Here is a 25,687-nt window from a genome sequence, read left to right on the forward strand (position 1 = left end):
AGCGAAGACATGGGGCTAAGGGCTTGTTTTGACTGCGTGATTCTCCTATTTTTACTTATTTTGCCCTCTTCGTCGGTCGCCTCTTGCAGGCTGGACGCGTATCGTTACGCGGGTCAATCCGGAGCCACCCGAACAAACACTTAACCGCATCTAATAACCCCCACGCCGTCACGCGTAACAAAGCCTCAAGAATAACCCAACCTGTCATTTTCGAGGCACCACGCTCTCGATCAGCAAATCGGATCGGAACCTCCTTTACTGAAGCCCCAGACCTTATTGCCTCGCGCAGCAAATCTATCTGAAAACAATACCCCCTACTATTTAGTGAAGAAAAATCCATTTTTCTTAGGGCTTCCGCTTTCCACACCTTGAAGCCGGATGTAACATCCCTAACCCGTATACGAAGCAGAATTCTGCTGTAAAACGACCCCATTTTACTCAGTAACTTGCGTCGCATGGACCAGTTAACAACAACGCCACCAGTAATCCATCGCGAACCTATGACAACATCGTAATCTTGCGAGTGCGATAACAGTCTTTTCAGATCCCTGGGGCTGTGACTGCCATCAGCATCCATTTGGACAATAACTCTCGCTCCGGACTCTATAACCCTGGAAAAGGCGTGTAGATAAGCTGCACCAAGGCCAGCCTTTTTAGATCTATGCACAACAGACATACGGTCATCAGACTCCGCTAGTCGATCTGCCAAAACGCCTGTTCTGTCTGGACTATTATCATCGACAACTACGATATTTATATCCGGCAGAACAGACCGTATGTCGGCAACTATCCTGGGTAGGGACTCCCTTTCATTGTAGGTTGGGATGATAATGACCGGATGCCGTGACAGATCGTGCAACTAGCCCCCCGCAAGGTACAACGCGTAACAAACATGGGAATACACAGCGGCACCCAGGCTTTGCGTTGTGCGAGAATGGCACGCGGCGACAAGACGACTGAGGGGAGAGGTGCATGCTATGGAGCGCGAACACGCCTTGCGCAAATAATTACAGCTTAGTAAGAGTCTTTTGGGCATATCAACTAAAGTACAGTGCCGTGTATTACAAGGGTTGGGCACGCTATTCGACATGTTAACTGTGCTGCTTGATGGATTTGCGAGAGGAAGTTCGCTTGTTGCAAATTCGGCTGCGAAGAAACAGCGACACAACAACAGCTATCGGGAGGATGATAAGCGTAAAAATAAACAGCCTATTACCCATAAGGCGACTGAGTCTTGTAAAGCAAGATGTGTCAGCAAGGCGCGCGGGAAGATTGACGCTGTAGCGAATGTCACGCAATGTGTCCGAAAGCTTTTTTCTGGCCAAATATGACCTGATCCACGGGTTATCTGAATCAGCATCTTCCCATTCCTCGTACACATCGTCAGTATTTTTCACTATCACACCTGCGGTTCACTATCACGCACACCGGTGTTACATCTTTGCCCGGGGGCGTCATGACTCGGCTGCCCATCTTGATCGGCACCCATTATTGTCTCTTCTGCTTGAAGCTGTTCGGGTACGGGGCCTCTGGCTCTGGAGAGTAGAAGCATAGCGAGTGCGATACTGACTGAGGTAAGAATCAACAACAAAACTGCGACGGCAAGAAATGCCGCCCACAAAGGCAAGGCGAGCGATAACAACAAAACTGCGACGGCAAGAAATGCCTGAAGTGTCAGGCCTGCCAAAACAAAGCCTGCAACGAGAAAAAACAATGAAGACAGAACCAGGCGCAAGCGGTGAAACAAGACGGCGCGCACCACCAACACCTCTGCTTTTACCAGCTCAAGCACCTGAAGCGGTAAACCGCCAATCAGAGCAAATAGCGAACGCCTACGTCTCACGGCTGCGTTCGACTAACTGGACTCAGAAAGCCCAGAAGATGGGCGACGCGGGGTGGTTGAGCGAGTACGCTCAGTGGCCGAGGAGGTTGGTGCGGAGGGGCGCGATCTGCGAGGCCTCGGGTTAGTCGTGGGCTTCGATGAAGGCAAAGCGCCAACAAAATCCAAGCAGTTTACGATAAACTGACTCACTCCATCGACCAATCGCGGAACAGTGCCCTCGAAGACATCCCTCGCCTTGCGGGCACCGGCCTGGACTGTATCGGTCTTCCACACTCTCTCAACAGCACCCTTCATCTGAACATAACGACGATTGCCAGCACGGGTACCAAGAATGTAGCCGACAAGGAGACCTGCAAGAAAAAGCACCTTCTTCACATGAACCCCCACACTGCGTTTGTATAACACAGGCTAGCACAGGACTCACAAAAATCAAGCAAAGATAGGTGAACGGAAGGAGTGAGAAACGAAAGATGGTCTAGGGATGCAGAAAATGCAAAACTACCAAATTGATACACGATCAGACTGCGGGAGCCACATAGCGTCGGCTGTTTCGGTTTGAAAGGCCCAATGATACTCGTCAAGATTGCGTACTACCTGATTACAGCGGTATTCACTCGGGGAATGCGGATCAATTGCGAGAAGCTTCGCCGCGTGCTCTGGTCTACTCTTCTGTCGCCACATCACCGCCCAAGCGAAAAAAAACTTCCTTGCAACACCTCGGTCAACGCTATCCAGGCCCGAATAATTTTGGGACCGTAGATAAGCTTTCCAGGCAATTGAAAGTCCACCGAGATCACCTATGTTTTCACCGAGCGTGAGTTGCCCATTTACTGACTGACCATTAGCCCACTCTGGCGTAATTGCGGAATATTGATCAACCAGTTTTTTTGTTTTCTCGTGGAAAGCCTCTCGGTCCTGATCTGACCACCAATTACGCAGAACCCCCCGGCCATCGTATTTACTGCCTTGATCGTCAAAACCATGTCCGATCTCATGGCCTATTATTGCGCCGATTGCCCCATAATTCACGGCATCATCAGCCTCTGCATCAAAATAGGGTGGCTGCAGTATCGCAGCGGGGAAGACAATTTCATTGGCGAGAGGATTGTAGTAGGCATTGACAGTCTGAGGTGTCATGAACCACTCAGTTTTATCAACCGGCTTGGACAGTTTCTCTCTGGCTCGAAGAATCTCAAAGGCGGCGCCTGACCTTGCGCTATCGACCAGGCCATCTTTCAGGCAGAAGGACGAGTAATCCAACCACTTTTGTGGGTACCCAATCTTCACAGAGAACATGTCAAGCTTCTCCAGGGCCTTCTCTTTTGTTGTCTCGGTCATCCAATCAAGAGAGAGAATGCTCTGACGGTACGACAGAAGAAGGTTCGAAACAATTCGTTCAACACGAGCCTTTGCTGTCGAGTTGAAATACCTGCTCACGTAGATCTTGCCGATTGCAAAGCCCATTACAGAACTCACAAACCTGACACCGCGTTCCCACCGGGGGGGGTGAGACTGAAGACCCGCTATCACACGCCCATAAAAATCAAAGTAAGTAGAATAAGCTTCAGCATTGAGCAATACAGCAAACGATGCAAACACCTTCGAGCGTAACCATGAACGAATGGTGGAGATCGGTGTGCCTGCAAGTAACTCACCAAGATTCGAGAAAAAATCCGGCTGATTGACTATCACTTCCTGCGGATGGGGAAGACCGGAAGACTCACGCCAAACTTCCATCAGATCACGAGCATCCCTCAGTCCTTCCTGAAGCGACGGGTCAAGGCCAGAGACAACAGAACTCTTCAGTTCATCCCAGCTCATGAGGTTATTCGTCTTGGTTGCGTCCCGGCAATCAACGACATTCCAATGGAATTTCGCTACCTTACACTCAAAGTCGTACACAGCTGCTGCGTCATCGGGCTGGGCCCCGAGAATTTTGAAAACCCGCTCAAGATAGATGCGGTACTGATCGCGCACGAAAGCGAAATGCGTCTCGCGGTAGTAACTTTCATCGGGCAACCCAAGTCCAGACTGAGCAAATGTAAGGACATTGCGCTCTGGGTTGAATGGGTCAGGAAAAACCGCGGAATCGAAAATACCACCAACACCCTGGAGGGTCAACCACCCCAAAGTACGGAATAGGTCCTGCTGAGTCTCGACGCTCTCTATTTTGTCCAGCATATCTACAAGGGGAGAGAGGCCAAGTCGCTCGAGCTCTTCTGTATTCATAAACATGTCGTACAGAGTGCCGATCTTGTGTCGAACATCCGCGTCGGGGGTATTAGTATCTTCCCCTAAGAATTTTGCACCACCCACGCACTCTTCAAGAATGCCCCTAACGCGGGCCAACGCCTCATCCGCAAGAACGGTAAAACAACTGTAAGTCGACCTGTCCCCTGGAATCTGCGCTGTCTTTAGCCATTCCCCGTTTACATGGCGATAAAGATCATCACGCGGAGAGCAGTCAAACCCGGATTGACCATTAACGAAGGGCTTCACAATCGGATATCCTACCTCACCTAAGAGCCCGCAAGGCAATTTTTCATGGGATAAGTGGCGGCGCATACACTGGGCCGCGTGCTAGAATTTCGCAGGTATTTGGGTTACGAGTCTGGCGTGACCGGCAATTTTAAGGGTGTGCATGCGGATTTCTTATCGATTCATGCCGTCTCTGGGGCCGTCGAACTTACGGGCCCTATTGAAAGTGGTGAACATAAGAGACAGGTGCAGAATACGGTGATGCGGAGATACAGTTGTGTATTATTTGATCTCGATGGGACGCTAATTGACTCTTTAGAGGGCATAGTGAGCTCATTGAAGCGTGCAATTGAGTTCTTTGGCCTGCCGGTTCCCGATGACAGAACCATGCGGTCGTTTGTTGGTCCGCCTTTGATTGAGAGTTTCACAAATATCTTGGGGCTATGCCGTAAAGATGCAGAAAAAGCCGTTGAGGTGTATCGCGAAAATTTTGATATCGGGGTTGCGTGCAATCCGCTATTCCCGGGTATCTGCGAGATGTTAGATAGCTTGCGAGAAGCCAAGATGCCAATTGCGGTCGCAACATCCAAACCCAAACTCCTGGCCGTTCGGATACTTGACAACCATCAAATAACTCCTTACTTCTGTGCCATAGAAGGCGGCAAGCCAAATGAAGAGGATGGAGAAAAGGCGATTGTTGTTGGGAATGCGCTAGGAGCCCTGAATAATATGTGCGTTGACACCAGTCGGGCTGTTATGGTTGGCGACAGATGCTATGACTCCCACGGTGCTAGGGCAAACGGCTTACCCGCGATACTGGTCTCGTGGGGGTACGCGAGCAAAGAGGAATTGGCAAAGGAAAAGTTTGTCGTGGATGATGTAGAACAGCTAACTTCCGCCTTGCTTAGCCCCCTTTAAGGCCCTGCACTAAGCTGGTCTGACTTTCACCTTACCAATCTGCAGTAAACTCGATTGCGGGTGCAATGGAGGATTCGCCTAGTGGCCTATGGCGCGCGCTTGGAAAGCGCGTTGGGTGCAAGCCCTCAGGGGTTCGAATCCCCTATCCTCCGCAGAACACGCTCGGCTGTATGGACATAAGACAGTGGCACATAACGGGCATGCTCAATGGGTCTGTCAGATCAATCTTCGTATGTCTCACGCTGGGCTAAAGAAGCGCCTCCACTAGAATGATCGGGTGCGGAACGGTGGTACCTGCTGGAGTCCAGACGGAGACAACCTTGTGGTGCAAGGTAATAACATTGACTTCCTTCACAAATTACCTGATGACTCCTTCCAACTCATATACATAGACCCACCATTCAACACGGGTAAACGACAAACCAGACAATGCAGCAAGATGGTCAGATCACCCTACGGTGAACAGATCGGATTTTGCGGAAACAGGTACAAAATACTCTCGGAGAGTAGGACCGAATATGCAGATATGTTCGATGATTACCTGGGATTCCTAAAACCGCGACTGCACGAAGCATGGCGGCTCCTCAAGCCGGAAGGGATGTTCTATCTACATCTTGATTACCGGGAGGTGCACTATGCAAAAATCCTACTGGATTCCATCTTTGGGCGCGATTCATTTATAAACGAGATCATTTGGGCGTATGACTACGGAGCAAAGACAAAAAGGAGATGGCCCGCAAAGCATGACAATATCCTCGTATACGCCAAAGATCCACGAAAATATCTATTCGATAGCGAAAATGTTGATCGGGAGCCGTACATGGCCCCAGGGCTTGTAACTCCTGATAAAGCGAAACGTGGAAAATTACCAACAGACGTTTGGTGGCACACAATAGTGTCACCAACCGGAAAAGAAAAGACTGGGTATCCAACGCAAAAACCCGAGGGGGTTTTGAGGCGTATAATTCAAGCAAGCAGCCGTCCAAATGATTGGGTGCTTGATTTTTTTGCTGGCAGCGGAACCACTGGGATTGTTGCGGGCAAATTGGGTCGTAAATTTGTTCTGATTGACAACAGTCCTCAAGCCGTGAAAATAATGAAATTGAGAATAGATCGGAGTCTGTCAGAAAATCCAGTCAGGTACACAAAGCTGTATTAACAAAACCTGGATTATCTGGTGTTGGGCAGTGAATCTCACTTATACGTCGCTGGGCGCGCCTGTTGATCCCAGTCAAGTGTCTCATAAGGGTCAATATGCGCCGGTGCTGCAAGTCTGTTGCTGTGCGCGAGGGGGGACTTGAACCCCCATGTCTTCGCAGACACACGGACCTGAACCGTGCGCGTCTACCAATTCCGCCACTCGCGCGGGCCAAATCAACCCTCGGAATAAGTTCGCAATAGTAAACAATACAATAGACCCGCAGGAATGGAGCATGCGTGTGGGTATCGGGATTTTAGAAAGAATTGAGCAGAGTATAGCGAAAATTGTTGACTTAGTTTTTACAAAAACTTTTCGTTCCCAGATTCAGCCCACAGAGCTGACGAGCGCTCTAAAGCATAAAATAGACTCGACGGCGTGCCTTGTGCCCAACAGAAGATCGTCTGATGCTCCCAGTCATTATGTGATTGAGGTGAGTCCACGAGGTGGCGAGCACATCCTGTCACGCGCTGACCAGCTTGCCAAAGAGCTCAGTGAATTCGCGAAAGAGCATGTCAGGGTGCAAGGTTACAGGTATCCCGGCGGAATAGACGTAACTGTCGTGCCGAGCAAGAATCTTTCAAGAGGGTTTACGATCGAGGTGGTAAACCGGTCTGTTGCATGGCGAGCATTCCTGATAATCGGTGATAAGAGATATCCAATAGAACAATCCGTCATCATAGGCCGGGGATTAAGTGCTGATGTTCGCCTTGCAGATTCGTCTGTTAGCAGGCAGCACGCCAAGATAGACGTTGACGGAGAAAAAGCAATGATTGTTGATATAGGTTCATCTAATGGATTCAAAGTAAATGGCAAAAGGTGCACCAAGGCTACGCTAAAAAATAACTCACTAATAAATCTTGGCAGGCAAAAAATTCTATTTGTTTTTCTGCCGATCTTTGATTAGTAAACTCAGTGCCAATAGCGCATCTGACATTGTTGACTGCGACATTGTTGACTGCGACATTGTCTGCTTTGGGTATTGAAAAGCAGCATGGACTATCCTTAGAAAGGGCAAGCACCTGGAGATCTGCGCTACGAAATTTAGGTATTAAACAACAAATAAACATGGGGTTCGTGCCAGGTCACATGCTATGGCATGCTGGGCATCTGGTTTAGATAATGAACGAGTTTATATTTTTTACACTAAAAGTCGGATTTTTGGGGCTTCTGTGGATCTTTGTTTTGTGCTCAATTGTTATTTTGTACAAAAGCCTGCCGAAGGGGAGGGATAATCTCGCGACACCCCGGATAAGCAGTAAGAAATTTTCCCCAAGCGTTGGGGCAAAAATGGTGACTGTCAAAACGGAATGCTCGGAACAAAAGATACCAATCAAGCAACCGAGGATGCTAATTGGTAGAACCCCTGACTGTCAAATAGCTCTGTCTGATCGTTTCTCTTCTGGGCACCACGCAGAATTAGTTCTCACGGAATCTGGATGGAAAGTTCGCGACCTTGGTTCCAGTAACGGGACATTTGTTGACGGGAAGCGAATTCCATCAGGGCAGGCAATTACCCTGAGGATTGGTGAGGAGCTTAAAATCGGTAGCAGCGCTATCAGATTGTCCTGAACGGGTCTATGCGTGCTCTAATCACGACAATGCAATATAAGTCAGCGCGTGCAGGCTGTATGTGAAACAAGATTTTACGCGCCTATTCTCACCCAATGGAGTCCGCATTCGGGGCATTGATTCGTGTGGAATTTCAAGCTCGCATAGAGCACTCAACAGAGTATGTATAGGCTTTATTTGGGTATGTCAAAACTAATACGTCAAAGACGAAATATCGAGCTGGCCCTGATAATAATCGTCATTCTCATCGGTAATGCATGTCTGGTACTGGTTGAGCTTGGGGTGTCGGAAAGCCTGCACGCTAATGTGTTTATCTTCGCGGGGATTTTTTACTGCGCAGCCATAATCATGCACACCGTGATCCGATTCTACGCCGCAAATGCAGAACCTTTTATCTTTCCAATCGCATTGTTGCTAAACAGCCTCGGAATCGCAGAGATATACCGAATTGATATTGAGAATAAAACCTCTTACGGCACTAAGCAAATTATCTGGTCAATACTTAGTCTCCTGGTCGCATCGGTGGTTATTGTTACCATACGGAATTATCGAGTTCTGCAGCGCTATACATATTTACTGGGGCTTGTGTCATGCGCATTGCTTTTGCTGCCAATCCTGCCGGGGATTGGCGAATCTGTCAGCGGTGCAAGAATATGGATAAAGCTTGGCGGTCTTTCGTTCCAGCCGGGCGAATTGGTAAAGATCACTTTGGCAATCTTTTTTGCAAGCTATCTGTATTCACATCGCGAGACTTTGATTGCAAAACAATCAGCCAAAATCTTTCTGTCCAAAATACGCAATTTTGCGCCAATTTTTTCCGTATGGATTCTGTGTGTTCTGATTATCGCAGTCCAGCGAGACCTTGGGACGGGGGTCCTTTACTTCGCATTGTTTATTATCCTGACATATCTGGCCCTTTCCAGGATGCGGCTATTAATCATTGGCGGCGTAATGTTGCTTGCTGGAACATTTTTTGCGGCGAGAATTATGACCTATGTTGGATATCGCATTGATGTTTGGCTCAATGCGTTTGATCAGTCTGTATTCGAACGCGCCTTTGGTGGAAGCTACCAGCTCGTACAAGGAATATTCGGGATGGCTTTCGGTGGATTACTTGGCACAGGTCTCGGGCGAGGCTATCCAAGCATAACCCCGTTACCACAAAGCGACTACATATTGGCTAGCCTGGGTGAGGAGCTTGGATTAGCCGGTTTTAGCCTAATAATGATTATGTATATGACAATTTTTTTTCAAGCTATAAAAGTAGCTCTGGAGGCAAATGATGAATTTGCAAAGCTCCTCACCGCGGGTTTAGGGTGCATCATAGCTGTACAAGTGTTTATAGTCGCCGGCGGAATAACACGCGTTATTCCGCTTACGGGACTTACCGCGCCATTCTTAGCATCGGGAGGGTCAAGCTTATTCGTGAACTGGATAATTGTTAGCCTGATTATCCGTATATCCGATAACCTGCGCAACTCTCCCGCGTTGAATGAATGGAAGACATGAAGGTCCAGATACAACAACCCTGGCGGCATAGGTAGTAACAATATGTCCAACATGCTATCGGTCAAACATGTAGACAAAAAAAACCGTGACGGGCGCGCAATCGACCCGGCCCTACGGGTTATAAGTTATATCGTTGTCGCAATGTTCCTAATGATAATGCTGTCTGCAAGCGGGATTCAAGGTCTTTTTGCTGATAACTTCCTGAAAGATCCCCGCAACTCGAGAGTGTTGTACGCGGCCGAACGCGTTTATCGCGGGCCGATTTTTGTTGGAAATGAGAGGGTGGCATATTCCGAAAAGCGAGGAAAGTCCTACAAGCGGTTTTATGCTCATCCGGAACTCTATTCGGCAATAACGGGATACTTCAACAATGTGCATGGCAGGTCGGGGCTGGAGAAATATCTCAATTCAGAACTGTCTGGCGCAAATCCTGTGGGACTCAGCAGAATGTTTGAAGGTGCTGAAAACGGAAGAAGCGTTCTTCTTACGATAAACGAAAAGTTGCAGAAAATTGCATGGCGAGCACTGGAGGGGTTTAGAGGGTCTGCTGTAATTATTGAACCATCAAGCGGGAAAATTCTGGCCCTTGTATCCCGTCCTGGATTTGACGCAAACAAACTCTCAAATGACACGAATGTAGAAGAGTCTTACAAGAAGCTCCTTAAAGACCCGGCTAAGCCTCTTATAAACAGAGCGGCAAGCTTGTATCATCCTGGATCGGTTTTCAAAATAATAACCATGGCTACAGCGCTTGAGACCGGACGCTACGACCTAGACAAAGAAGTAACGGATAGTAACCTCCTGACTTTTCCGGGTCGCAGATTTTTTATAGAAAACTCAGGAGCGTGTAGCGGGAGAAACAAAATTAACCTGGAACAAGCCCTCGCATTTTCGTGTAATGCCACTTTTGGAAAAATAGCCACCGATCTGGGTGGTGAGTTGATTAGCAAGATGGCTGAAAGATTCGGTTTTGGGAAAAAAATTACTATTCCGATACCATTTCAGGCATCTGAATATCCTGTAACAGGTGACTCTGCACAACTCGCCCAAAGCGGTTTTGGTCAATGGGAAATCTGGGCAACCCCACTCCAAATCGCCATGATAAGTGCTGCCATTGCAAACAATGGAAAGCTTATGAAGCCGAATATTGTGCAACGTGTTAAAGGTCCCGATGCAAATACGATAAAAGAATTTACCCCAGAGATGCTGGGTCGGGTGGCAACCCAGGAGACTGTAAAAAAACTTTCAAAGGCTATGGAATCAGTGGTGGAATACGGTACGGCTAGGAGGGGCAAAATTAGAGGAATACAGATTGCGGGAAAAACGGGTACCGCGGAGGATGGTACAGGAAGAAACACCCTGTGGTTTACCGGCTTTGCCCCGGTTGACAGACCGTTTCTGGCTGTTAGCATTGTTCTTGAGGAGCAAAAGGGTGACGCCGGTACGATTGCCGTACCGATTGCCAAAAAACTTATAGAAGAAGCTCTGAACGAGAGGTAGACAGTGAGTTTTGACGCCGGTACGGTGCTTGGCAAGAGATACAGACTGATTGCTCGGATTGCGATCGGGGGCATGGGCGAGGTCTGGAAGGCCCATGATGAGGTTATTCAGCGGCATATAGCGATAAAAATCCTAAAGGAAGAATACGTTGGTAGCCGCGATTTCATAGAACGCTTCAGAACAGAAGCTAGGCATGCAGCAATCGTAAATCACGTCGGCATAGCTAATATTTTTGACTATGGCGAGGAGAAGGGCATTGCTTATCTGGTTATGGAGCTCGTTGATGGTGAACCCCTGTCGGCTGTTCTAGAGCGCGAACGCATGCTGCCGGTGGAAGAAGTCTTGAGGATAGTGGTTCAGATATCACGCGCCTTGCAGGCAGCACACTCTGCTGGCTTAGTTCATAGGGACATAAAGCCCGGCAACATATTGATATCAGAAAGCGGTCTTGTCAAGATAACGGACTTTGGAATTGCAAGAATCGGAGACCAGGTGCCGCTTACAACTACTGGGCAGGTAATGGGCACGGTTCACTACCTATCACCAGAGCAGGCGGCTGGCAAAAAAGCTGATGCAATGACCGACGTATACTCACTTGGGGTTGTGGCGTATGAATGTCTGACTGGCAAGCGTCCTTTTGTTGGGGACTCGCAAGTTGCCATAGCGGTAGCCCATGTTGGAGATACCCCTGCCAATTTACCGAAAGATATTCCAAGGCCAGTTGCGAGACTCGTGCTTGGATGTCTTGAGAAGCAGCCACAGCGGAGACCAAAATCAGCAGGAAATCTAGCCGATGCAGCAAGTGCGTTGTTGAAAGATGACCTTGCAGAGGCCGCAAGGGCTTATCCGCCACTCGCGGCGTCCGGTGAACAGAACGGCTCCGGGCAAGTGCTTGATAATCAAACGAAAGCAATATCAACAACTACTAGCCTGTACAGCAAACTTGGTCAGTTCGACACACGTCTGCTTGGACAGACCATGGAGTTCAATGGTGGTAGTGAATCTAAGCCAGCAAGGGGCAAGTGGGTTTTACCGGTTGTGGGCACAATCACGGCTTTAGCGGTTATTGTTGGGGGTGGTGCCTTGGCAATTATTGTAACCGGAAACCGCGGGGGGCTTACCGAGACAAAGACCGGAGTTTCGACGCACGATGTCACACAGACGGCTGCATCATATATCCCAACAATCGTATCACCGAATACAAGGCCCGCAGGCAATACAGTTGTTATAGATCCCGGCAAGTATGTTGGGCTTTCATTTGATGGTGTCCAGAAGGCTCTTTTTGCTCTCGGGGTAGGGATAAAACGTCTAAGTGCCGGCCCTGCGCCATCGGCTGATAAAGCAGGCTTGGTTGAATCTATTTCGCCAACTGGGACCCTGACAATTCCTGCAGTAATCGATGTGAAGGTCTATGGCCCACCGGTTATGACTCCGCCTGCATTTGCACCAAGACTGATCGGTACCCCAAAAATCGGGGGCAGTGTATATGTTTCCTGGCCGGTTTACACTTCCTGTCCAGCTGGCAGTCAAGTTACCCTCTATAGGATTTCAGTCGATGGCGCAGTGCTTCAAGGGCCAGGCACCGTAGGGGCAGATACAACTCAGGTAGAACTCCTCCTCATACAAAATGAGGCGTCTGTAAAATACAGTGCAGACTGCAGTGTTCCCGGAAAAAATCAAACATTCAATTCCGGGTTTTCTGACGTCCTGAAAATAAGTACGAACGGCTCACATACGCCAAGTATCGCATCTTCCGGATAGCGCTTTGTCAGATATATCCACACCCATGCCGCACAACAACCGCTATGAGCTTGTAAAGTGCCTGAGGGTTGCCCGGTACTACAAAATGTATCAAGGTTACGATAGGCGACTTAAGAGAAACGTAAATGTGGTCCTGTTTGACACTGAGGTGTCTGATAAAAAGGAATTTTCCTTGGCTCTGGATACTAGGGTGCGTCAGGCTGTAAAACTTGACAGTCCCCATATCGCAACCATCTTTGATGGCGGGGAAGATTATTTTTCCGATTCTATAAGACAATTTATCGCGAGCGAATCGACCCATCACGAAGAAAAATCCCTTGAGGGGTGTTTCATTACCATCAGTAAAAGCATAAGACTCATAGCCGAAGTAATAGACGGGGTTGCACTTGCTTTGGAAGCGGGGCGACAGGGCAATTTACCCCATGGCAGTATAAGTCCACAAAATATTACGTGTCATGATGGGTCTCTGAAAGTTATCAATTTTGCGATTGCAACTTCTGTCAATGATGCAGCTCTTCCGCTGGAAGATGGTAAGGCATTTTTTGCACCCGAGTTACTGGTTGACAGATCTCTGAATGCCTATAAAGCAGAACCAAGACAGATCACATATAGAAGTGATGTGTACTCTCTGGGCGGACTGTTGTACTGGTTGCTTACAGGAACAACTTATATTACGGGCGAACAAGTGTGCACCACACGGTATAGGTCAGACACAAATGAGGCAATAGATTGTGTTTTGCGAAAGGCGCTTGCAATAGAGCCTACGAGTCGATTCTCGAGTGCAGTCGAGATGAGTGATGCCTTACGTAAGGCGATAGAACCTAAGAAGAAAATTGACCCTCTCAGTATAAAGGACGAGATCCTTGCGCAGGTTAATCTGCCCCACAAGTCAAGCCATCCGAAGCGTAAGCATAGCAATGCGGTTGCGTTTATCGCTCTTGCAATATGTGCTGTTGCTGCAGTCATTACCGTAAGTGCAGCGCTAATTACAACAAATCTGCCTGATAACAAACAGGCGCAGGTCGGTGCACCGTTAAGCAACTTGTCAATGCCAAACCTTATAGGAATAGACAAGGAGCAGGCAATAAAGAAATTGAATGATCTGGGGGTAAAATTCAGAATAAACACAGAGCATTCTGCGACAATGCCAGTCGGCTATGTTACAGGGACATCCCCCAAGTCAGGAGCGGTTGTAGACAGTGATACCGAAGTCTCAATTAGCCTATCTGACGGAATGCTTGAGCTGCCAAATTTTGTGGGTGCCAGATTTGAAGCGGCACGTCGAGGACTTGCTGAACTGCGTCTCGAGGTAAAGAAGATCTGCTCTGGGGATACCGTAAACGCGCAAAAGCCCGCAGGCGGATCGATTGTGCCACAGGAAACTGAGATTACGCTGGAGACCTGTTCGGGGGCAAGTACTTCAAACACCACTGCAAGCACAGCGCCGCGTGCAACATCACGCCCAAGCAGATCTTCCTCGAGTGCAACATCGTCGAGCTCAGTAGAAAAACTGCCTACCGAGACGAGTAACAGTCAAAATACTCGCACAACCCCTAGCGACAAAGAACAAGACATGAGCCGAGAAAGCTCAAATCCTTCAGGGGCGCCCGAGCGATCAAACAGTGGCACAAACACTTCGCCAGCATCAACAAACTAATATCGCGCGCCTTGTAGTTGTTTTTCCTGCTCTGATAAGGTAGAGTCAGGATTTACTCGGGTTATTCGATTGGAGTTGTGTATATGTCAGGGTATGAAAATAAGGGCGGTAACCCTCTTGGGACGGCGGGGTTTGTGCTGTCAATTATTGGTTTCCTTCTCTGGCCTTTGCTTATTATTGGTCTTGTGCTGTCAATTATTGGCCTTGTTAAGGCAAAGAATGAGGGCCTGCCCAAAAGCCTCTCGAAGGCTGGATTGATTATCGCTATCATTGGTGTATTGCTGTACATTGCATCCCTAGTGTTATTTATGTCCTTCCTACCCACCGAGCCTTACTAGCCAAGACGTGCCCTCGGTGGGACTCGAACCCACACTGGGACGATTTTAAGTCGTCTGCCTCTGCCGATTGGGCTACGAGGGCTTCTTTCCGCCTTTTGCCGCCCAGCGCTGAAAGCCTGCGCGGGGGCTATCTAGGTTCCTTAGTCCGACTGTGTTGCGCTTGAATACAAAACCCGAGAACCAGTCAAGGGTGATCCGCACTCTGCGCTCCACGACAGAGACAGCCAAGCTGTGATATGCCCTGTGCACGAACCAGCCGAAAAAGCCTCTCACGGCAATTCTGCCATATTGAAGGACACCTACGCCAACGCCTAGCCCGGCAACACTCCCCTTTGTAACATGCAGGTAGTTCCTCGGCATACGGCCGGACTGCATAAGACACAGATTTTTTGCAAGACATTTTGCCTGTCGCACAGCGTGCTGCGCATTAGGTACACAGAAGCCCTGTACGCCACCACCAGACATATCTGGAACAGCGGCAATATCACCAGCAGCCCAGGCATGTGGAATCAATTTGTCCCCATCACATATCTGAAGCGTTGGCAATACGGTAATCCTTCCACGATTATCAAGAGGCATAGAGCTTCCCTTTGCGACTTCCGGATTTGCCATAACACCCGCTGTCCACAGTATCAGACCAGACTCATACGAGTGGCCATCTGACAGCTCAATCTTGCCATCGACACAAGACTTAAGCTGGGTCTCAAGACGAATGTCAACACCTCGGCGCGTTAGGTTATCAATAACCCACTTACTGGACTTTAAAGACACTTCTGGCATTATCCGATTCGCCGCCTCAACAAGATAAAAACGGGTCTCACTGAGGTCTATATTCGTGCTGCCTTTGACCTTGGCAGTGGCCAATGACCTTAATTCTGCAATTGCTTCAATGCCCGCAAAACCGCCGCCTATGACCGTAAGCGTCAAAAGCTTTGAACGCAACGGGCCAGGGGGCAAAACCGCCGCGTGCTCATAATTACTCAACAGAGTGTCTCTCACAAACACAGCCTCTTCTATGCTCTTTAGGCCAACTGCGCAATCTGATACGCCCGGAATAGGGAAAGTTCTCGACACAGCACCGGCGGTTATAACTATCTGATCATATGCCTCCTCCCACGGCTCGCCGCAGCGCGGAGTAACAAGCGCAACTCGCTTCGTATGATCAACAGAAGTGACACTCCCACTAATAATGCGAACCCCCGCTAAATGCCTGCGGTGGCCCACGACAGCATTTCTGGGTTCAATCGACCCGGCTGCGACCTCCGGTAAAAATGGCTGATAGGTCATATACGGAAGCGGGTCCACAAGTGAAACCTCGAAGTATCTGAGTTTTTTTCTCAAAATCCGGGCAATCCCGAAGCCCGCAAAACCGCCGCCAACTATCAATACTTTTTCTGCCATGAGCTAAAACTCTTACCTCTCAAAATCGCGGCGAGCAAACCTCACCGTCTGCATCGCACACACACAAGCGTTACTGTACCTAACAGTCACAGTAACGCAACGACCAGTTAACCGCTGATAAAGCCATATTACCAACGGGATTGGCACCTGTCACGAGGGCATGTGCCACGAGGGCATGCAAACACTTTACTCTATACGGCATACCACCAACAGACACATTTGCAATCTCGGGTACTATTCTTACATCATTGCGCAGCGAGATATAACTCAGATGCGCCTCCATGTACTGCTTCCTGAGCGAGGCGTTATTGTCAAGCTCATCATTCATGGTACGCATAAAACCTTCTGACTCAAGTTGAGAAAAAACTGCAACAGCCCTTGGGAGCGTCAGGTAGTACAGTGTTGGAAAGGGCTGACCGTCAGGCAATCGCGGGGCGGTTTTTATAACTGCCGGTGCATGGCAGGCGCATCGCAGGATAACAGCCATTACCCCCCTTGGTGCGCGACCCAGTTGCCGAGTGAGAGCATCAACATCACTCTTTGAAACTCCCCGAATTCGCGTGGGCACTTTATTTCGGAACATAATGAGCGTTAGAGGGGCCCGCATTTATTATGCTTTCCAAAAACATGCGCCCCCAATTCACAGAACTGAGAACAATTTCCTTGTTTACCACACGCTTTTCATCAGCTAGCTGCGGAACATCATTGATTAGTAAAAATCCAACTTCTCCCGGTTTTAGCAGATAAAACCGCTTTCTTCCCTGCGTTGAGACATAATTAGGATCATCCCAATTACGTCTCAACGCCTCTAGGCTATCGATTTCCTTGCGTAAGGCACTGTTTGCAGCTGTGAGTTGCAAAACATACTGGTGCTGACTATATATCTGGGAGATTGTAACAAATATGCCCGGAGTGCCGAGGACAAGAATGATCAGGATAATTAAATAGACCCTGATATTAGAGCGTCTGACGCTATTCATTTGCCTTGCCATCGTGGGTACGATAGCCACCCAGCATAACGAGCAGACCTTCCAAGCTTTTCCTCAATTCGCAAGAGCTGGTTGTACTTTGCAATACGCTCGCCGCGAGCGGGCGCGCCAGTCTTTATCTGTCCACAGTTTGTTGCAACCGCCATATCTGCGATAGTTGTATCCTCGGTTTCGCCCGAGCGATGAGACAGAACTGCGGTATATCCCCCTTTAGCTGCCATATCGACTGCGTCAAACGTCTCGGTCAAAGTACCTATTTGATTTACTTTAACAAGAATAGAATTTGCCACACCAGACTGAATCCCCCTGGATAACCTCGAGGTATTAGTTACGAAGAGATCATCGCCAACAATTTGCACCCTATCACCAATGTGGGTGGTTAGGGTGCGATACCCCTCCCAATCGTCTTGATCAAGCGGATCTTCTATGCTGACAAGCGGATATGAAGATAACAGGCCCTCATAGTATGAAATGAGCTCGTCAGATGTTATATCTTTCCCTTCAAATCTGTAGTGTCCAGGTGCTTTACAGAACTCGCTCGCCGCGATATCAAGGGCAAGCACTATATCGATCCCCGGGGAGAAACCAGCTTTCTCAATAGCAGATAAAATCAAATCCAGCGCCGTGCGATTGCTGCGCAAAGCAGGGGCAAAACCCCCCTCATCACCCAAACCAGACGAAAGTCCGCTCTCTCTAAGTTGGACCTTCAAAGAGTGATACACCTCACAGCCCCAGCGCAAGGATTCCGAAAAACTACGTGCGCCGACCGGCAGAATCATAAACTCTTGAATATCAACACCTGTATCAGCGTGCGCACCGCCGTTTATTATATTCATCATTGGAACCGGCAATATGCGCGAGGATGGACCGCCTAAATACCTAAAAAGCGACAGGTCAGCGGCGCGTGCCGCAGCGCTCGCGGAGGCCAAACTAACGCCAAGAATGGCATTTGCGCCAAGCCTACTCTTGTTGTTAGTCCCATCTAGCTCAATCATACGGTGGTCAAGGCCAACCTGATCGAATGCGTCAAAACCGATAAGAACCGGTGCTATCTCGGAATTAACAGAACGAACAGCCCGCGTGACGCCCTTACCGAGGTATTCATTATTATCCTGATCGCGCAATTCGTGCGCCTCAAACGCACCGGTAGAAGCTCCAGATGGAACTGCGGATCTTCCCATAGATCCATCTTCGAGAGTTACCTCAACCTCCACGGTCGGAGTGCCTCTAGAGTCGAGGATCTGCCTTGCATGTACAGAATCTATTAGACACATGACAGATTTCCACCACGTACACACCCGGCGTGAGAAGCCCGTGCATGAATACACATGTCTCTCAGTATATCGCGAGGGGTGTACTGAGAGAGTCGCACCCTCAAAGCTGTTACGTCAATCGACCAAGGTACGCTTTAACAGAACTGTACGCTTTAACAGAACTGTACGCTTTAACAGAACTGTACGCTTTAACAGAACACGATTGGTGCAGACTGAGCGAGCATTAGCCAGTAGCAGCGCAAGTGGACATGAACCTCCCGAATGAGGCGCGTCGTGCATACCCTTTGTGTCATCTATAGCCCCCAGCGCCGTGCGATTGCACAAAATCATAATCACAAGATCGGCTTTACTTTTGCTAAAAGGCCATCGGGTGGCGATAGGGGATCAAGGTAGAGAAACGCACCAAAGCCCTCTCGTTTGGCAAGCTCGATTTGATTACGTCGACTGCGGGATGCAAGCTCTGGACGGACAATAAAACCTTTCGAAATGAACTCCAATTTGACGGATACAACCAGGTTCGGATCAACTTTGGGGTCATACAAAAGAATCATTTTTTTCGGATCCAAAGACACTGATTCCTTGATCAGGCCCAGTACACGCTCAAAACCTATTGAAAACCCGCATGCCGGAGTTGGTAACCCACCGAGGCGTTCGACCAGGCCATCGTATCTTCCACCTCCAGCAATGGAATAATCATCATGCAATATCTCAAAAATAGGACCCGTGTAATATCCCATGCCTCGTACAAGGAGCGGGTCAAAAAATACACCAGTTTGTGTAAACTCGTTGACCGAAGCAATTATTCTGCACAAATCCTCACAGTCAAATTTACAACCGTGCGGGAGGGCTGACTGAATCGTACGTCTGATATGTGTAATATCCTTTGTACTTGATACATCAAAACAAAGATCCGTACTACCGGTATTTGAATTGACAGAAGAAGCCAGATACGCAACAAGTGCAGGGAATTCACAAAGCTCTTGTTTGACAAGATCGAGGCCAATTTTACGCAATTTGTCAAGAACAATAGAAACATATACATGACAACTGTGCGGAACGCCAAGGTTATTGAGCATAGAAAAAAGAATTCTTCTGTCATTTATATGAAGTTTCGGTGTTCGTATGCCAAGCTGTTCGAGTGTAGAAAGGGTTGCCACAAGTAACTCAATCTCGGCCAATATCTCTGGCTGCCCAATTATGTCTATATCGCACTGAATAAATTGCCGGCGGCGGCCCTTCTGTGGCTTTTCAGCGCGCCAGACATGGCCAATCTGAAGCGAGCGAAATATCTTGGGAAGACGCGCCCGGTTTGTATTCCAGAACCTAACAAGAGGAATAGTCAAATCAAATCGCAACCCTAAATCAATAAGCTCATCCGGGTGCTGCACAGTTTGTGCGCCGGTAAGACCACGCCGAATGATCTTGTAGGTTAGTTTTTCATTTTCCTGACCGACACCGCAGGCCAAACGTTCAATATTTTCGAGAGAGGGTGTCTCGATTGGGTTGAAGCCGTGCGATATGTAGCTTTTATATATGACCTCAGTAATACGATCGCGATGTTCTTTCTCATGCGGGAGAAAGTCCTGCATGCCTCGCGGAGGAACAATCTTCAATGGCTGACCCGGCCCTTTGTACCTGGCAATGACTTAGATTTACGGCCTTTATAACACCTCATGAGAATAATTGCCAATATGGCAGACAAAAGCGAACCAATCAAAACGGCAATAACCCCCTGTTCATGAACAGGGGTTCCCAAAAAAGCTAGCTCGTTCATGAGCAAAGACACCGTAAATCCAATTCCGCCAAGAGCACTTACCACAAGCAAGTTGAAGAATGAAATACTCTTTTTTCTGAAGAACTTCAGGGCTATTATGCCAAAAACGCTTATTCCGAGGAGTTTGCCAAATAACAGACCAAGCAGAATTCCCCATAGCGCCGGACTTATCTCATCCAGAGGTAAATGTGGTACCCGAACCATTGCAGCAAGAAAAGCAAACGCGGGCAGAATAATCCCGTTTATATACGGCTCAAGAGCGTGTTCAATAGCCGCACCCTGTTTACGATTGAGCATGATGCCAAGCATAACGCCAGCGATAGTCGCATGAATACCGGACTGGTAAACAGAAACCCATGCCGCGAGCGCACAAAGCAACATTGCAGGGATGATCAGAAATGTCTTTGAGGTCTTGCATCTGGCTAGCCTATAGCTGCAAAACCCAAAAAGCCCAACTGTAATGCACGCAACAATAATCCACCAGTAACTTATCGAGACGCTAAATGCCGTGGCAATTATCACTATTCCGGCCAGATCATCCAAGACAGCAAGAGCCAATAAGAATATTCGCACCTTAGAAGGAAGTGAAGAGCCAAAAATAGCCAAAATGCCAAGAGAAAATGCAACATCTGTGGCCGTCGGAACAGGCCATCCGTTTGGCAAAACACTTGCAACGGACAAATAAATAGATATTGGAACGAGTATCCCACCTGCTGCACACACCCCAGGGATTATTGCTTTGGAAAAGCTACTCAGCTCGCCCTTTACAAGCTCGTGTTTTAGCTCAATTGCAACAGCAAAGAAGAAAACTGCAAGAAGGAAATCTGCAACTATGTCATGGGGGGTTATCAGTCCAAAGATGTGGTATTCGCTTACAGCGCTGTGCACGGCATGCCATGTGTCCGGGTCAAGAACATTAGCAAATATAATTGCTAGCGCTGCCGAGCAAAGAAGAAAAATTGCCGAATATCGCTCAGATCTAATAATGCTCATAATCCTATTTCTGTAAAACGTGCGCGATAAAAATGCTGATGCGAAAGACTCGCGGTTGGGCCGCGCTGTCCCTGGTACCTAGAGGCACATACGGGCGAACCGTAAGCATTTTTTGCCGGTGAAGATAACTGAAAAAAACACAATTGGCCAATCTTCATTCCTGGCCACAGTTTTATGGGTAAAGTCGCAACATTACCAAGCTCGAGCGTAATCTGCCCCGAAAATCCGGGATCTATAAAGCCGGCCGTAGAATGTGTTAGTAAACCGAGCCTGCCAAGGGAGCTTTTGCCTTCCAATCGCGCGGCCAGATCATTTGAAAGAGATACCGTTTCACAGGTTGAGCCAAGAATAAACTCGCCTGGGTGCAGCACGAACGCCTGATTCTCGGCAACTTCCACAAGACGCGTTAGCGCTTCTTGTGGCTCTGCCGGGTCTATATAGGCATACGTGTGATTATTGAAAAGCCTAAAATACCTACTGAGTCTGATATCTAAGCTGGCCGGTTGCAACATCTGGGGATCGAATGGATCGATCTGTATCAGCTTGTCTTCCAGTGCGGCTTGTATGTCAACATCTGACAGTAGCATTTTGCCCTCCGGTAGAATTTATGCCACGTGCGAGTGTAGTTCAATGGCAGAACTTCAGCTTCCCAAGCTGACGGCGCGGGTTCGATTCCCGTCACTCGCTCGAGTTAAATTCTATTATGACCGCTTTCACAGTAACTGCGGCTGATTGACTGCGGCTGATTGAATAGTGGAGGTACTTGTCGAGTACAAGATGTTCTGCCTGTGTGTAAGCCGCTGAGGTTACTTGACAAATATCAGGCAAGACGGCAATTTAGCGCACGATACCCGTTTTGCGTCTGAACACAATTTTCGAGGATACCGCAGCTTTGGATGCACTGTTGTTATGAAATTTGTCGCCAGGCGCACCGCTATTCGACCAGAAGTGCCGGCTCCTCAAGAATCGAGGCAACATTCACGAGAAAACGACTTGCGGTGTCACCATCCATTACACGATGGTCAAAACTGCCCCCGATAGTTGCAACGCGCCGAACGGAAATCTCGCCATTAACCACCCAAGGTCTGGGCTTTATGGCTCCAATAAAAACAATGGACGATTCGCCAACATTCAAAATTGGAGTACCCGAATCCACCCCAAAGACCCCAATATTGGTAATTGTTATTGTGCCATTCAGGGTATCCTCGGGCCGAATGCGTGATGACCTTGCATCATCAACCAAACTCTCTATAGCCTTTGCAAGGTCCAGCATTGAGAGGCACTGCGCATTTTTTATATTGGGAACAACAAGACCTCTGTCTGTTGCAACTGCAATTCCCAAATTGACACTCTTATGAAGAAGAATTTCCTGTTCGCTCCAGGTTGAGTTGACAATTGGACTCCGCTTGACAGCCCAGGTAACGGCACGAGACAAGATAAGAAGCGGGGAGATTCTAACCTGTTCATACAGCGGATCTCTTTTTAGGCGATCAACCAGTTCAATTGTGCGGGTCACATCAACATCTACGAATACACTTACATGCGGAACGCTAAATGCGCTGAGCGTAACATTCTGCGCTGTCTGTCGGCGCAGGCCTTTCACAGGAACCCGAGTGGTGGCTTCCTCCTGAGTGGAAGTAGCATTAAGAACATCTCGTCGTGTTATGGTGCCACCAATACCGGTCGGTTTTACACCGTAAAGATCGACACCAAGCTCCTTTGCAAATTTCCTGACCGAAGGCTTAGCGACTGGCCTTTCTAGGGTTTCATCAAGTGAAGGTCTCCCGGTAATATCATCACCTCGCACCCTAGCATTATCCTCACACGGGCCATACCCAACAAGCACATTCCGCCCGAAATCAATCTCACGACCATCCTCTTTCCCGAATGCATCGTGAATATCCTTAGATGAGCCTGTATCGCGGGGATGAGTGTTTTTGGCAGTATCATGCCCGCCATCACGCACATCAGAAACAGGCATCTTTCCGGTCTTCGGTAGCCCGGCAGGCGGGGTTTCGTCTGTGTCGATCAGCATTATCGGCGAGCCCACCTTGACAAGTTCACCCACAGCGACAAGCAGTTTCCTAACTACACCCTTGAAGGGTGACGGGAGCTCAACAAGAGACTTTGCTGTTTCCACCTCAACAACAATCTGATTCACATCAACCGCATCACCCTCGGTAACCCTCAAGGAGACAATTTCGGCCTCGACCAAGCCTTCGCCCGGATCGGTTAAAAGGAAAGTAACTTCTGGCATATTAGGTTCTTCTCATCCTAATGGGACATAACACCCTTAATTGCTGTTAAGACTCTATCAACATCCGGTAAATAGACCTTCTCAAGTTTTGCCGGAGGAAAGGGGGTGTCGTACCCGCTAACACGCGCAACAGGTGCCTCCAGATGGTAAAAGGCCTTTTCTGAAACTGTAGCGGCAATCTCGCTACCCAAACTAACAAAGCCCGGCGACTCTTGCGCTATAACCAATCTTCCGGTTTTCTTGACCGAGGCAAGAATTGTTTCGTAGTCTACGGGAGAAAGAGAACGAAGGTCAATTATCTCAACACTTACATCTCGGGTATGCTCGGCAGCGGCAATAAGAGTGCGCGTGATGCCACCATGACCCAATAGGGTCACATCATTCCCTTTACGTACAATGGAGGCCGCGTGCAAATCCAAATCAGGAGAAGAAAAACTCACTGTTCCCTTATTCCAATACAGGGACAAGGGTTCAAAGAAAATGACGGGGTCCGGGCAACGGATTGCCTGACGTAACATCCAATACGCGTCCGACGGTGTCGAACAATTCACAACTCGCAGACCAGGAGTATGTGCAAAGTAAGCTTCTGGGGCTTCCATATGGTGTTCAACGGCCCCGATATGACCCCCATGTGGAACTCTTATGACTACCGGCATGGGAATTTTGTTTCGAAAGTTTTGCCGAGCAAGCTGGGTTGTTATCTGGTTAAATGCAGGAAAAATAAACCCATTAAATTGGATCTCAAGTACAAGCCTAAACCCCTTGGCAGCCAATCCAATTGCAGTACCGACAATTCCAGACTCAGCAAGCGGGGTGTCAATCACACGATTCTTACCATACTTCTTACACAATCTGTCTGTAACGCGAAAAACCCCACCAAGTGCACCAAGGTCCTCTCCCATAAGCAGCAATTTTGGATCAAGAGCTAACTCGTCATCGAGAGCTAGATTAAGAGCCGAGACCAGTGTCAGATCAGCCTCACGACGGGAATCCACATCGCGATTCCAAGATGGCGTACTCATCGCGATTCCGTGAGGCCAAGGAGGTGGGCGCTCTGTGAAGAAACCAATGGGTGATAAGCGGAATAAACGTTATCAAATATCTTTTTCGTATCAGGCTGGGGGATTGATAAGACGGCATTCCTAAAACCTATAACAGAGAGTTGAATATCTGCGCGGATGCGGTCAAACCAGGTCTTTTCTACCCCAAGACTAAATAGATACCGCTCGAGCCTGATAATCGGGTCAAGGGCCAACCATTCCCTATGTTCATCCTCGCTCCTGTACCTCGTTGGATCATCACTTGTTGTATGAGCGCCAAGGCGATATGTAAAAGCCTCAATCAGATGGGGTCCTTTTCCGGATCGCGCACGGTCCATGTATTCGCGAACCACAGCATAGGCTGCGATAACATCATTGCCGTCAATCCTAATACCCGGAATGCCAAAACCATAACCGCGTTTATAAAGGGGACATGCGGCAGAGGGAACGGATGCAGGTACGGAAATAGCGTATTGGTTATTCTGCAGCATAAATACCTGGGGTGTTTGATATCGCGCGGCAAATACCATTGATTCACTAACATCCCCCTGACTGCTCGCTCCATCACCAAACCACACCATAACCGCTTCGGGATACCCCGAGTTATCATCAGTGCATGACATTTGGCGTTCTAATACGATCCCAATTGCATAACCGGTGGAATGTAGTACCTGTGCACCGATACAAAGGGTGTACCCCCACACCTTATGTTGTCTAACATCCCAATCGTTATTGCTCGCTCCCCTGAATAATTTGGCAATATGCACAAGATCAATCCCCCTGGCATGCATCACGGCATGATCGCGGTAAGAAGGGAAGATCATATCGTTTTCGCTGCACGCATAGGTTGCACCTATTTGTGAGGCCTCTTGTCCATAAACCGGCGGCCAAAGCGCCAGCTCGCCGCGGCGCTGCAGGAGGGCAGCCTCATGGTCAATTTGCCGAACCAGGATAATGTCTCGATAAAACCGCTGAATATCCTCGACATCCAATGACTGTGCATGGCTCAAAAAGGGCTCGGCAGTTTCAGAAGGGCAAAATGATCCATCAGGGCGCAAAAATTGCACGACAGGATATCCTTTGTCCTTCAACTCGCCTCCAGGAAACCCACCCGGGCAGCGGGTCTGTCTCTACAAAAGCGGAAAACCACCCGCATAAAAATCGCCAAGCGCAGCCCACGCGTAA

24 protein-coding genes and 4 tRNA genes are annotated in these 25,687 nt (G+C 48.6%); 11 read left to right on the plus strand and 17 right to left on the minus strand.

Annotation, left to right across the window (positions count from 1 at the left end; genetic code table 11):
• Nucleotides 1–55 precede the first annotated feature (55 nt).
• From TWT_RS04275 to TWT_RS04295, 5 genes are all read right to left on the minus strand, one after another.
• The gene (locus tag TWT_RS04275) at nucleotides 56–859 is read right to left on the minus strand and encodes a polyprenol monophosphomannose synthase (RefSeq protein WP_011096714.1); all 804 of its coding nucleotides are present in this window, start codon (nucleotides 857–859) and stop codon (nucleotides 56–58) included.
• Between the two features lie 232 nt (nucleotides 860–1,091).
• The gene (locus TWT_RS04280) at nucleotides 1,092–1,397 is read right to left on the minus strand and encodes a hypothetical protein (RefSeq protein WP_038104933.1); all 306 of its coding nucleotides are present in this window, start codon (nucleotides 1,395–1,397) and stop codon (nucleotides 1,092–1,094) included.
• 2 nt (nucleotides 1,398–1,399) lie between these two features.
• Nucleotides 1,400–1,843 carry a phage holin family protein gene (locus tag TWT_RS04285; RefSeq protein ID WP_011096716.1) on the minus strand — a complete coding sequence of 148 codons (444 nt, stop codon included), beginning with the start codon at nucleotides 1,841–1,843 and terminating at the stop codon, nucleotides 1,400–1,402.
• Nucleotides 1,844–1,855: 12 nt separating this feature from the next.
• Nucleotides 1,856–2,218: a hypothetical protein gene (locus TWT_RS04290; protein ID WP_011096717.1), complete on the minus strand. Its 363-nt coding sequence runs from the start codon at nucleotides 2,216–2,218 to the stop codon at nucleotides 1,856–1,858.
• Nucleotides 2,219–2,341: 123 nt separating this feature from the next.
• Nucleotides 2,342–4,342 carry a M13 family metallopeptidase gene (locus TWT_RS04295; RefSeq protein WP_230440507.1) on the minus strand — a complete coding sequence of 667 codons (2,001 nt, stop codon included), beginning with the start codon at nucleotides 4,340–4,342 and terminating at the stop codon, nucleotides 2,342–2,344.
• Nucleotides 4,343–4,420: 78 nt separating this feature from the next.
• Between TWT_RS04295 and TWT_RS04300 the strand changes: the two genes are divergently transcribed.
• The 3 genes from TWT_RS04300 to TWT_RS04310 all read left to right on the plus strand — a co-directional run bounded on the left by TWT_RS04300 (nucleotide 4,421) and on the right by TWT_RS04310 (nucleotide 6,398).
• The gene (locus TWT_RS04300; protein ID WP_155115593.1) at nucleotides 4,421–5,239 is read left to right on the plus strand and encodes an HAD hydrolase-like protein; all 819 of its coding nucleotides are present in this window, start codon (nucleotides 4,421–4,423) and stop codon (nucleotides 5,237–5,239) included.
• 67 nt (nucleotides 5,240–5,306) lie between these two features.
• Nucleotides 5,307–5,391 (plus strand) — tRNA-Ser (locus tag TWT_RS04305).
• A 125-nt stretch (nucleotides 5,392–5,516) separates the two neighbouring features.
• Complete coding sequence (locus tag TWT_RS04310; protein ID WP_011096720.1) at nucleotides 5,517–6,398, plus strand: DNA-methyltransferase; 882 nt, start codon at nucleotides 5,517–5,519, stop codon at nucleotides 6,396–6,398.
• A gap of 123 nt (nucleotides 6,399–6,521) precedes the next feature.
• Here TWT_RS04310 and TWT_RS04315 read toward each other — a convergent pair.
• Nucleotides 6,522–6,605 (minus strand) — tRNA-Leu (locus tag TWT_RS04315).
• Nucleotides 6,606–6,672: 67 nt separating this feature from the next.
• Between TWT_RS04315 and TWT_RS04730 the strand changes: the two genes are divergently transcribed.
• The 7 genes from TWT_RS04730 to TWT_RS04350 all read left to right on the plus strand — a co-directional run bounded on the left by TWT_RS04730 (nucleotide 6,673) and on the right by TWT_RS04350 (nucleotide 14,774).
• A complete protein-coding gene (locus TWT_RS04730) occupies nucleotides 6,673–7,344 on the plus strand; it encodes an FhaA domain-containing protein (protein WP_038104415.1) in 672 nt (223 codons plus the stop codon).
• Between the two features lie 215 nt (nucleotides 7,345–7,559).
• Nucleotides 7,560–8,009, plus strand: coding sequence for an FHA domain-containing protein (locus tag TWT_RS04325; RefSeq protein WP_011096722.1), 450 nt, complete (start codon nucleotides 7,560–7,562; stop codon nucleotides 8,007–8,009).
• A gap of 162 nt (nucleotides 8,010–8,171) precedes the next feature.
• Nucleotides 8,172–9,518, plus strand: coding sequence for an FtsW/RodA/SpoVE family cell cycle protein (locus TWT_RS04330; protein WP_011096723.1), 1,347 nt, complete (start codon nucleotides 8,172–8,174; stop codon nucleotides 9,516–9,518).
• Between the two features lie 51 nt (nucleotides 9,519–9,569).
• Entirely contained in the window at nucleotides 9,570–11,018 is a 1,449-nt protein-coding gene (locus TWT_RS04335) for a peptidoglycan D,D-transpeptidase FtsI family protein (protein ID WP_230440508.1), read from the plus strand.
• A gap of 3 nt (nucleotides 11,019–11,021) precedes the next feature.
• On the plus strand, nucleotides 11,022–12,779 hold the full coding sequence (locus TWT_RS04340) for a protein kinase domain-containing protein (protein ID WP_011102780.1): 1,758 nt from the start codon (nucleotides 11,022–11,024) through the stop codon (nucleotides 12,777–12,779).
• Nucleotides 12,780–12,783: 4 nt separating this feature from the next.
• Nucleotides 12,784–14,436, plus strand: a complete 1,653-nt coding sequence (locus TWT_RS04345; protein WP_011102781.1) for a PASTA domain-containing protein — start codon at nucleotides 12,784–12,786, stop codon at nucleotides 14,434–14,436.
• 83 nt (nucleotides 14,437–14,519) lie between these two features.
• Entirely contained in the window at nucleotides 14,520–14,774 is a 255-nt protein-coding gene (locus TWT_RS04350; RefSeq protein ID WP_033800034.1) for a hypothetical protein, read from the plus strand.
• A gap of 8 nt (nucleotides 14,775–14,782) precedes the next feature.
• Here the strand turns inward: TWT_RS04350 and TWT_RS04355 are convergent.
• The 8 genes from TWT_RS04355 to dcd all read right to left on the minus strand — a co-directional run bounded on the left by TWT_RS04355 (nucleotide 14,783) and on the right by dcd (nucleotide 21,792).
• Nucleotides 14,783–14,856, minus strand: a tRNA-Leu gene (locus tag TWT_RS04355).
• The gene (locus tag TWT_RS04735) at nucleotides 14,847–16,175 is read right to left on the minus strand and encodes an NAD(P)/FAD-dependent oxidoreductase (protein WP_011096727.1); all 1,329 of its coding nucleotides are present in this window, start codon (nucleotides 16,173–16,175) and stop codon (nucleotides 14,847–14,849) included. Before TWT_RS04735 ends, TWT_RS04355 begins: the two co-directional genes overlap by 10 nt.
• A gap of 79 nt (nucleotides 16,176–16,254) precedes the next feature.
• A complete protein-coding gene (locus TWT_RS04360) occupies nucleotides 16,255–16,758 on the minus strand; it encodes a DUF501 domain-containing protein (protein ID WP_042491359.1) in 504 nt (167 codons plus the stop codon).
• On the minus strand, nucleotides 16,745–17,155 hold the full coding sequence (locus TWT_RS04365; RefSeq protein WP_011096729.1) for a septum formation initiator family protein: 411 nt from the start codon (nucleotides 17,153–17,155) through the stop codon (nucleotides 16,745–16,747). The genes TWT_RS04360 and TWT_RS04365 overlap by 14 nt, the downstream gene beginning before the upstream one ends.
• Nucleotides 17,152–18,438: a phosphopyruvate hydratase gene (eno, locus tag TWT_RS04370; RefSeq protein WP_011096730.1), complete on the minus strand. Its 1,287-nt coding sequence runs from the start codon at nucleotides 18,436–18,438 to the stop codon at nucleotides 17,152–17,154. Before eno ends, TWT_RS04365 begins: the two co-directional genes overlap by 4 nt.
• Before the next feature lie 332 nt (nucleotides 18,439–18,770).
• Entirely contained in the window at nucleotides 18,771–20,051 is a 1,281-nt protein-coding gene (gene hisS, locus TWT_RS04380; RefSeq protein WP_011096731.1) for a histidine--tRNA ligase, read from the minus strand.
• A complete protein-coding gene (locus TWT_RS04385) occupies nucleotides 20,048–21,205 on the minus strand; it encodes a Na+/H+ antiporter NhaA (RefSeq protein WP_011102787.1) in 1,158 nt (385 codons plus the stop codon). Before TWT_RS04385 ends, hisS begins: the two co-directional genes overlap by 4 nt.
• Nucleotides 21,202–21,792 carry a dCTP deaminase gene (dcd, locus tag TWT_RS04390; RefSeq protein ID WP_011096733.1) on the minus strand — a complete coding sequence of 197 codons (591 nt, stop codon included), beginning with the start codon at nucleotides 21,790–21,792 and terminating at the stop codon, nucleotides 21,202–21,204. Before dcd ends, TWT_RS04385 begins: the two co-directional genes overlap by 4 nt.
• A gap of 29 nt (nucleotides 21,793–21,821) precedes the next feature.
• Here dcd and TWT_RS04395 point away from each other — a divergent pair.
• Nucleotides 21,822–21,892: transfer RNA gene (locus tag TWT_RS04395), tRNA-Gly, on the plus strand.
• A 247-nt stretch (nucleotides 21,893–22,139) separates the two neighbouring features.
• Here TWT_RS04395 and TWT_RS04400 read toward each other — a convergent pair.
• From TWT_RS04400 to pdhA, 3 genes are read right to left on the minus strand one after another with little or no spacing between them, the layout of a single operon-like run.
• Complete coding sequence (locus TWT_RS04400) at nucleotides 22,140–23,462, minus strand: dihydrolipoamide acetyltransferase family protein (protein WP_011096734.1); 1,323 nt, start codon at nucleotides 23,460–23,462, stop codon at nucleotides 22,140–22,142.
• A gap of 17 nt (nucleotides 23,463–23,479) precedes the next feature.
• Nucleotides 23,480–24,484, minus strand: coding sequence for an alpha-ketoacid dehydrogenase subunit beta (locus tag TWT_RS04405; RefSeq protein WP_011096735.1), 1,005 nt, complete (start codon nucleotides 24,482–24,484; stop codon nucleotides 23,480–23,482).
• A complete protein-coding gene (gene pdhA / locus TWT_RS04410; RefSeq protein ID WP_011096736.1) occupies nucleotides 24,481–25,593 on the minus strand; it encodes a pyruvate dehydrogenase (acetyl-transferring) E1 component subunit alpha in 1,113 nt (370 codons plus the stop codon). The genes TWT_RS04405 and pdhA overlap by 4 nt, the downstream gene beginning before the upstream one ends.
• Between the last annotated feature and the right edge of the window lie 94 nt (nucleotides 25,594–25,687).

It is taken from the genome of Tropheryma whipplei str. Twist (assembly GCF_000007485.1).
Classification (GTDB): Bacteria; Actinomycetota; Actinomycetes; order Actinomycetales; family Microbacteriaceae; genus Tropheryma; species Tropheryma whipplei.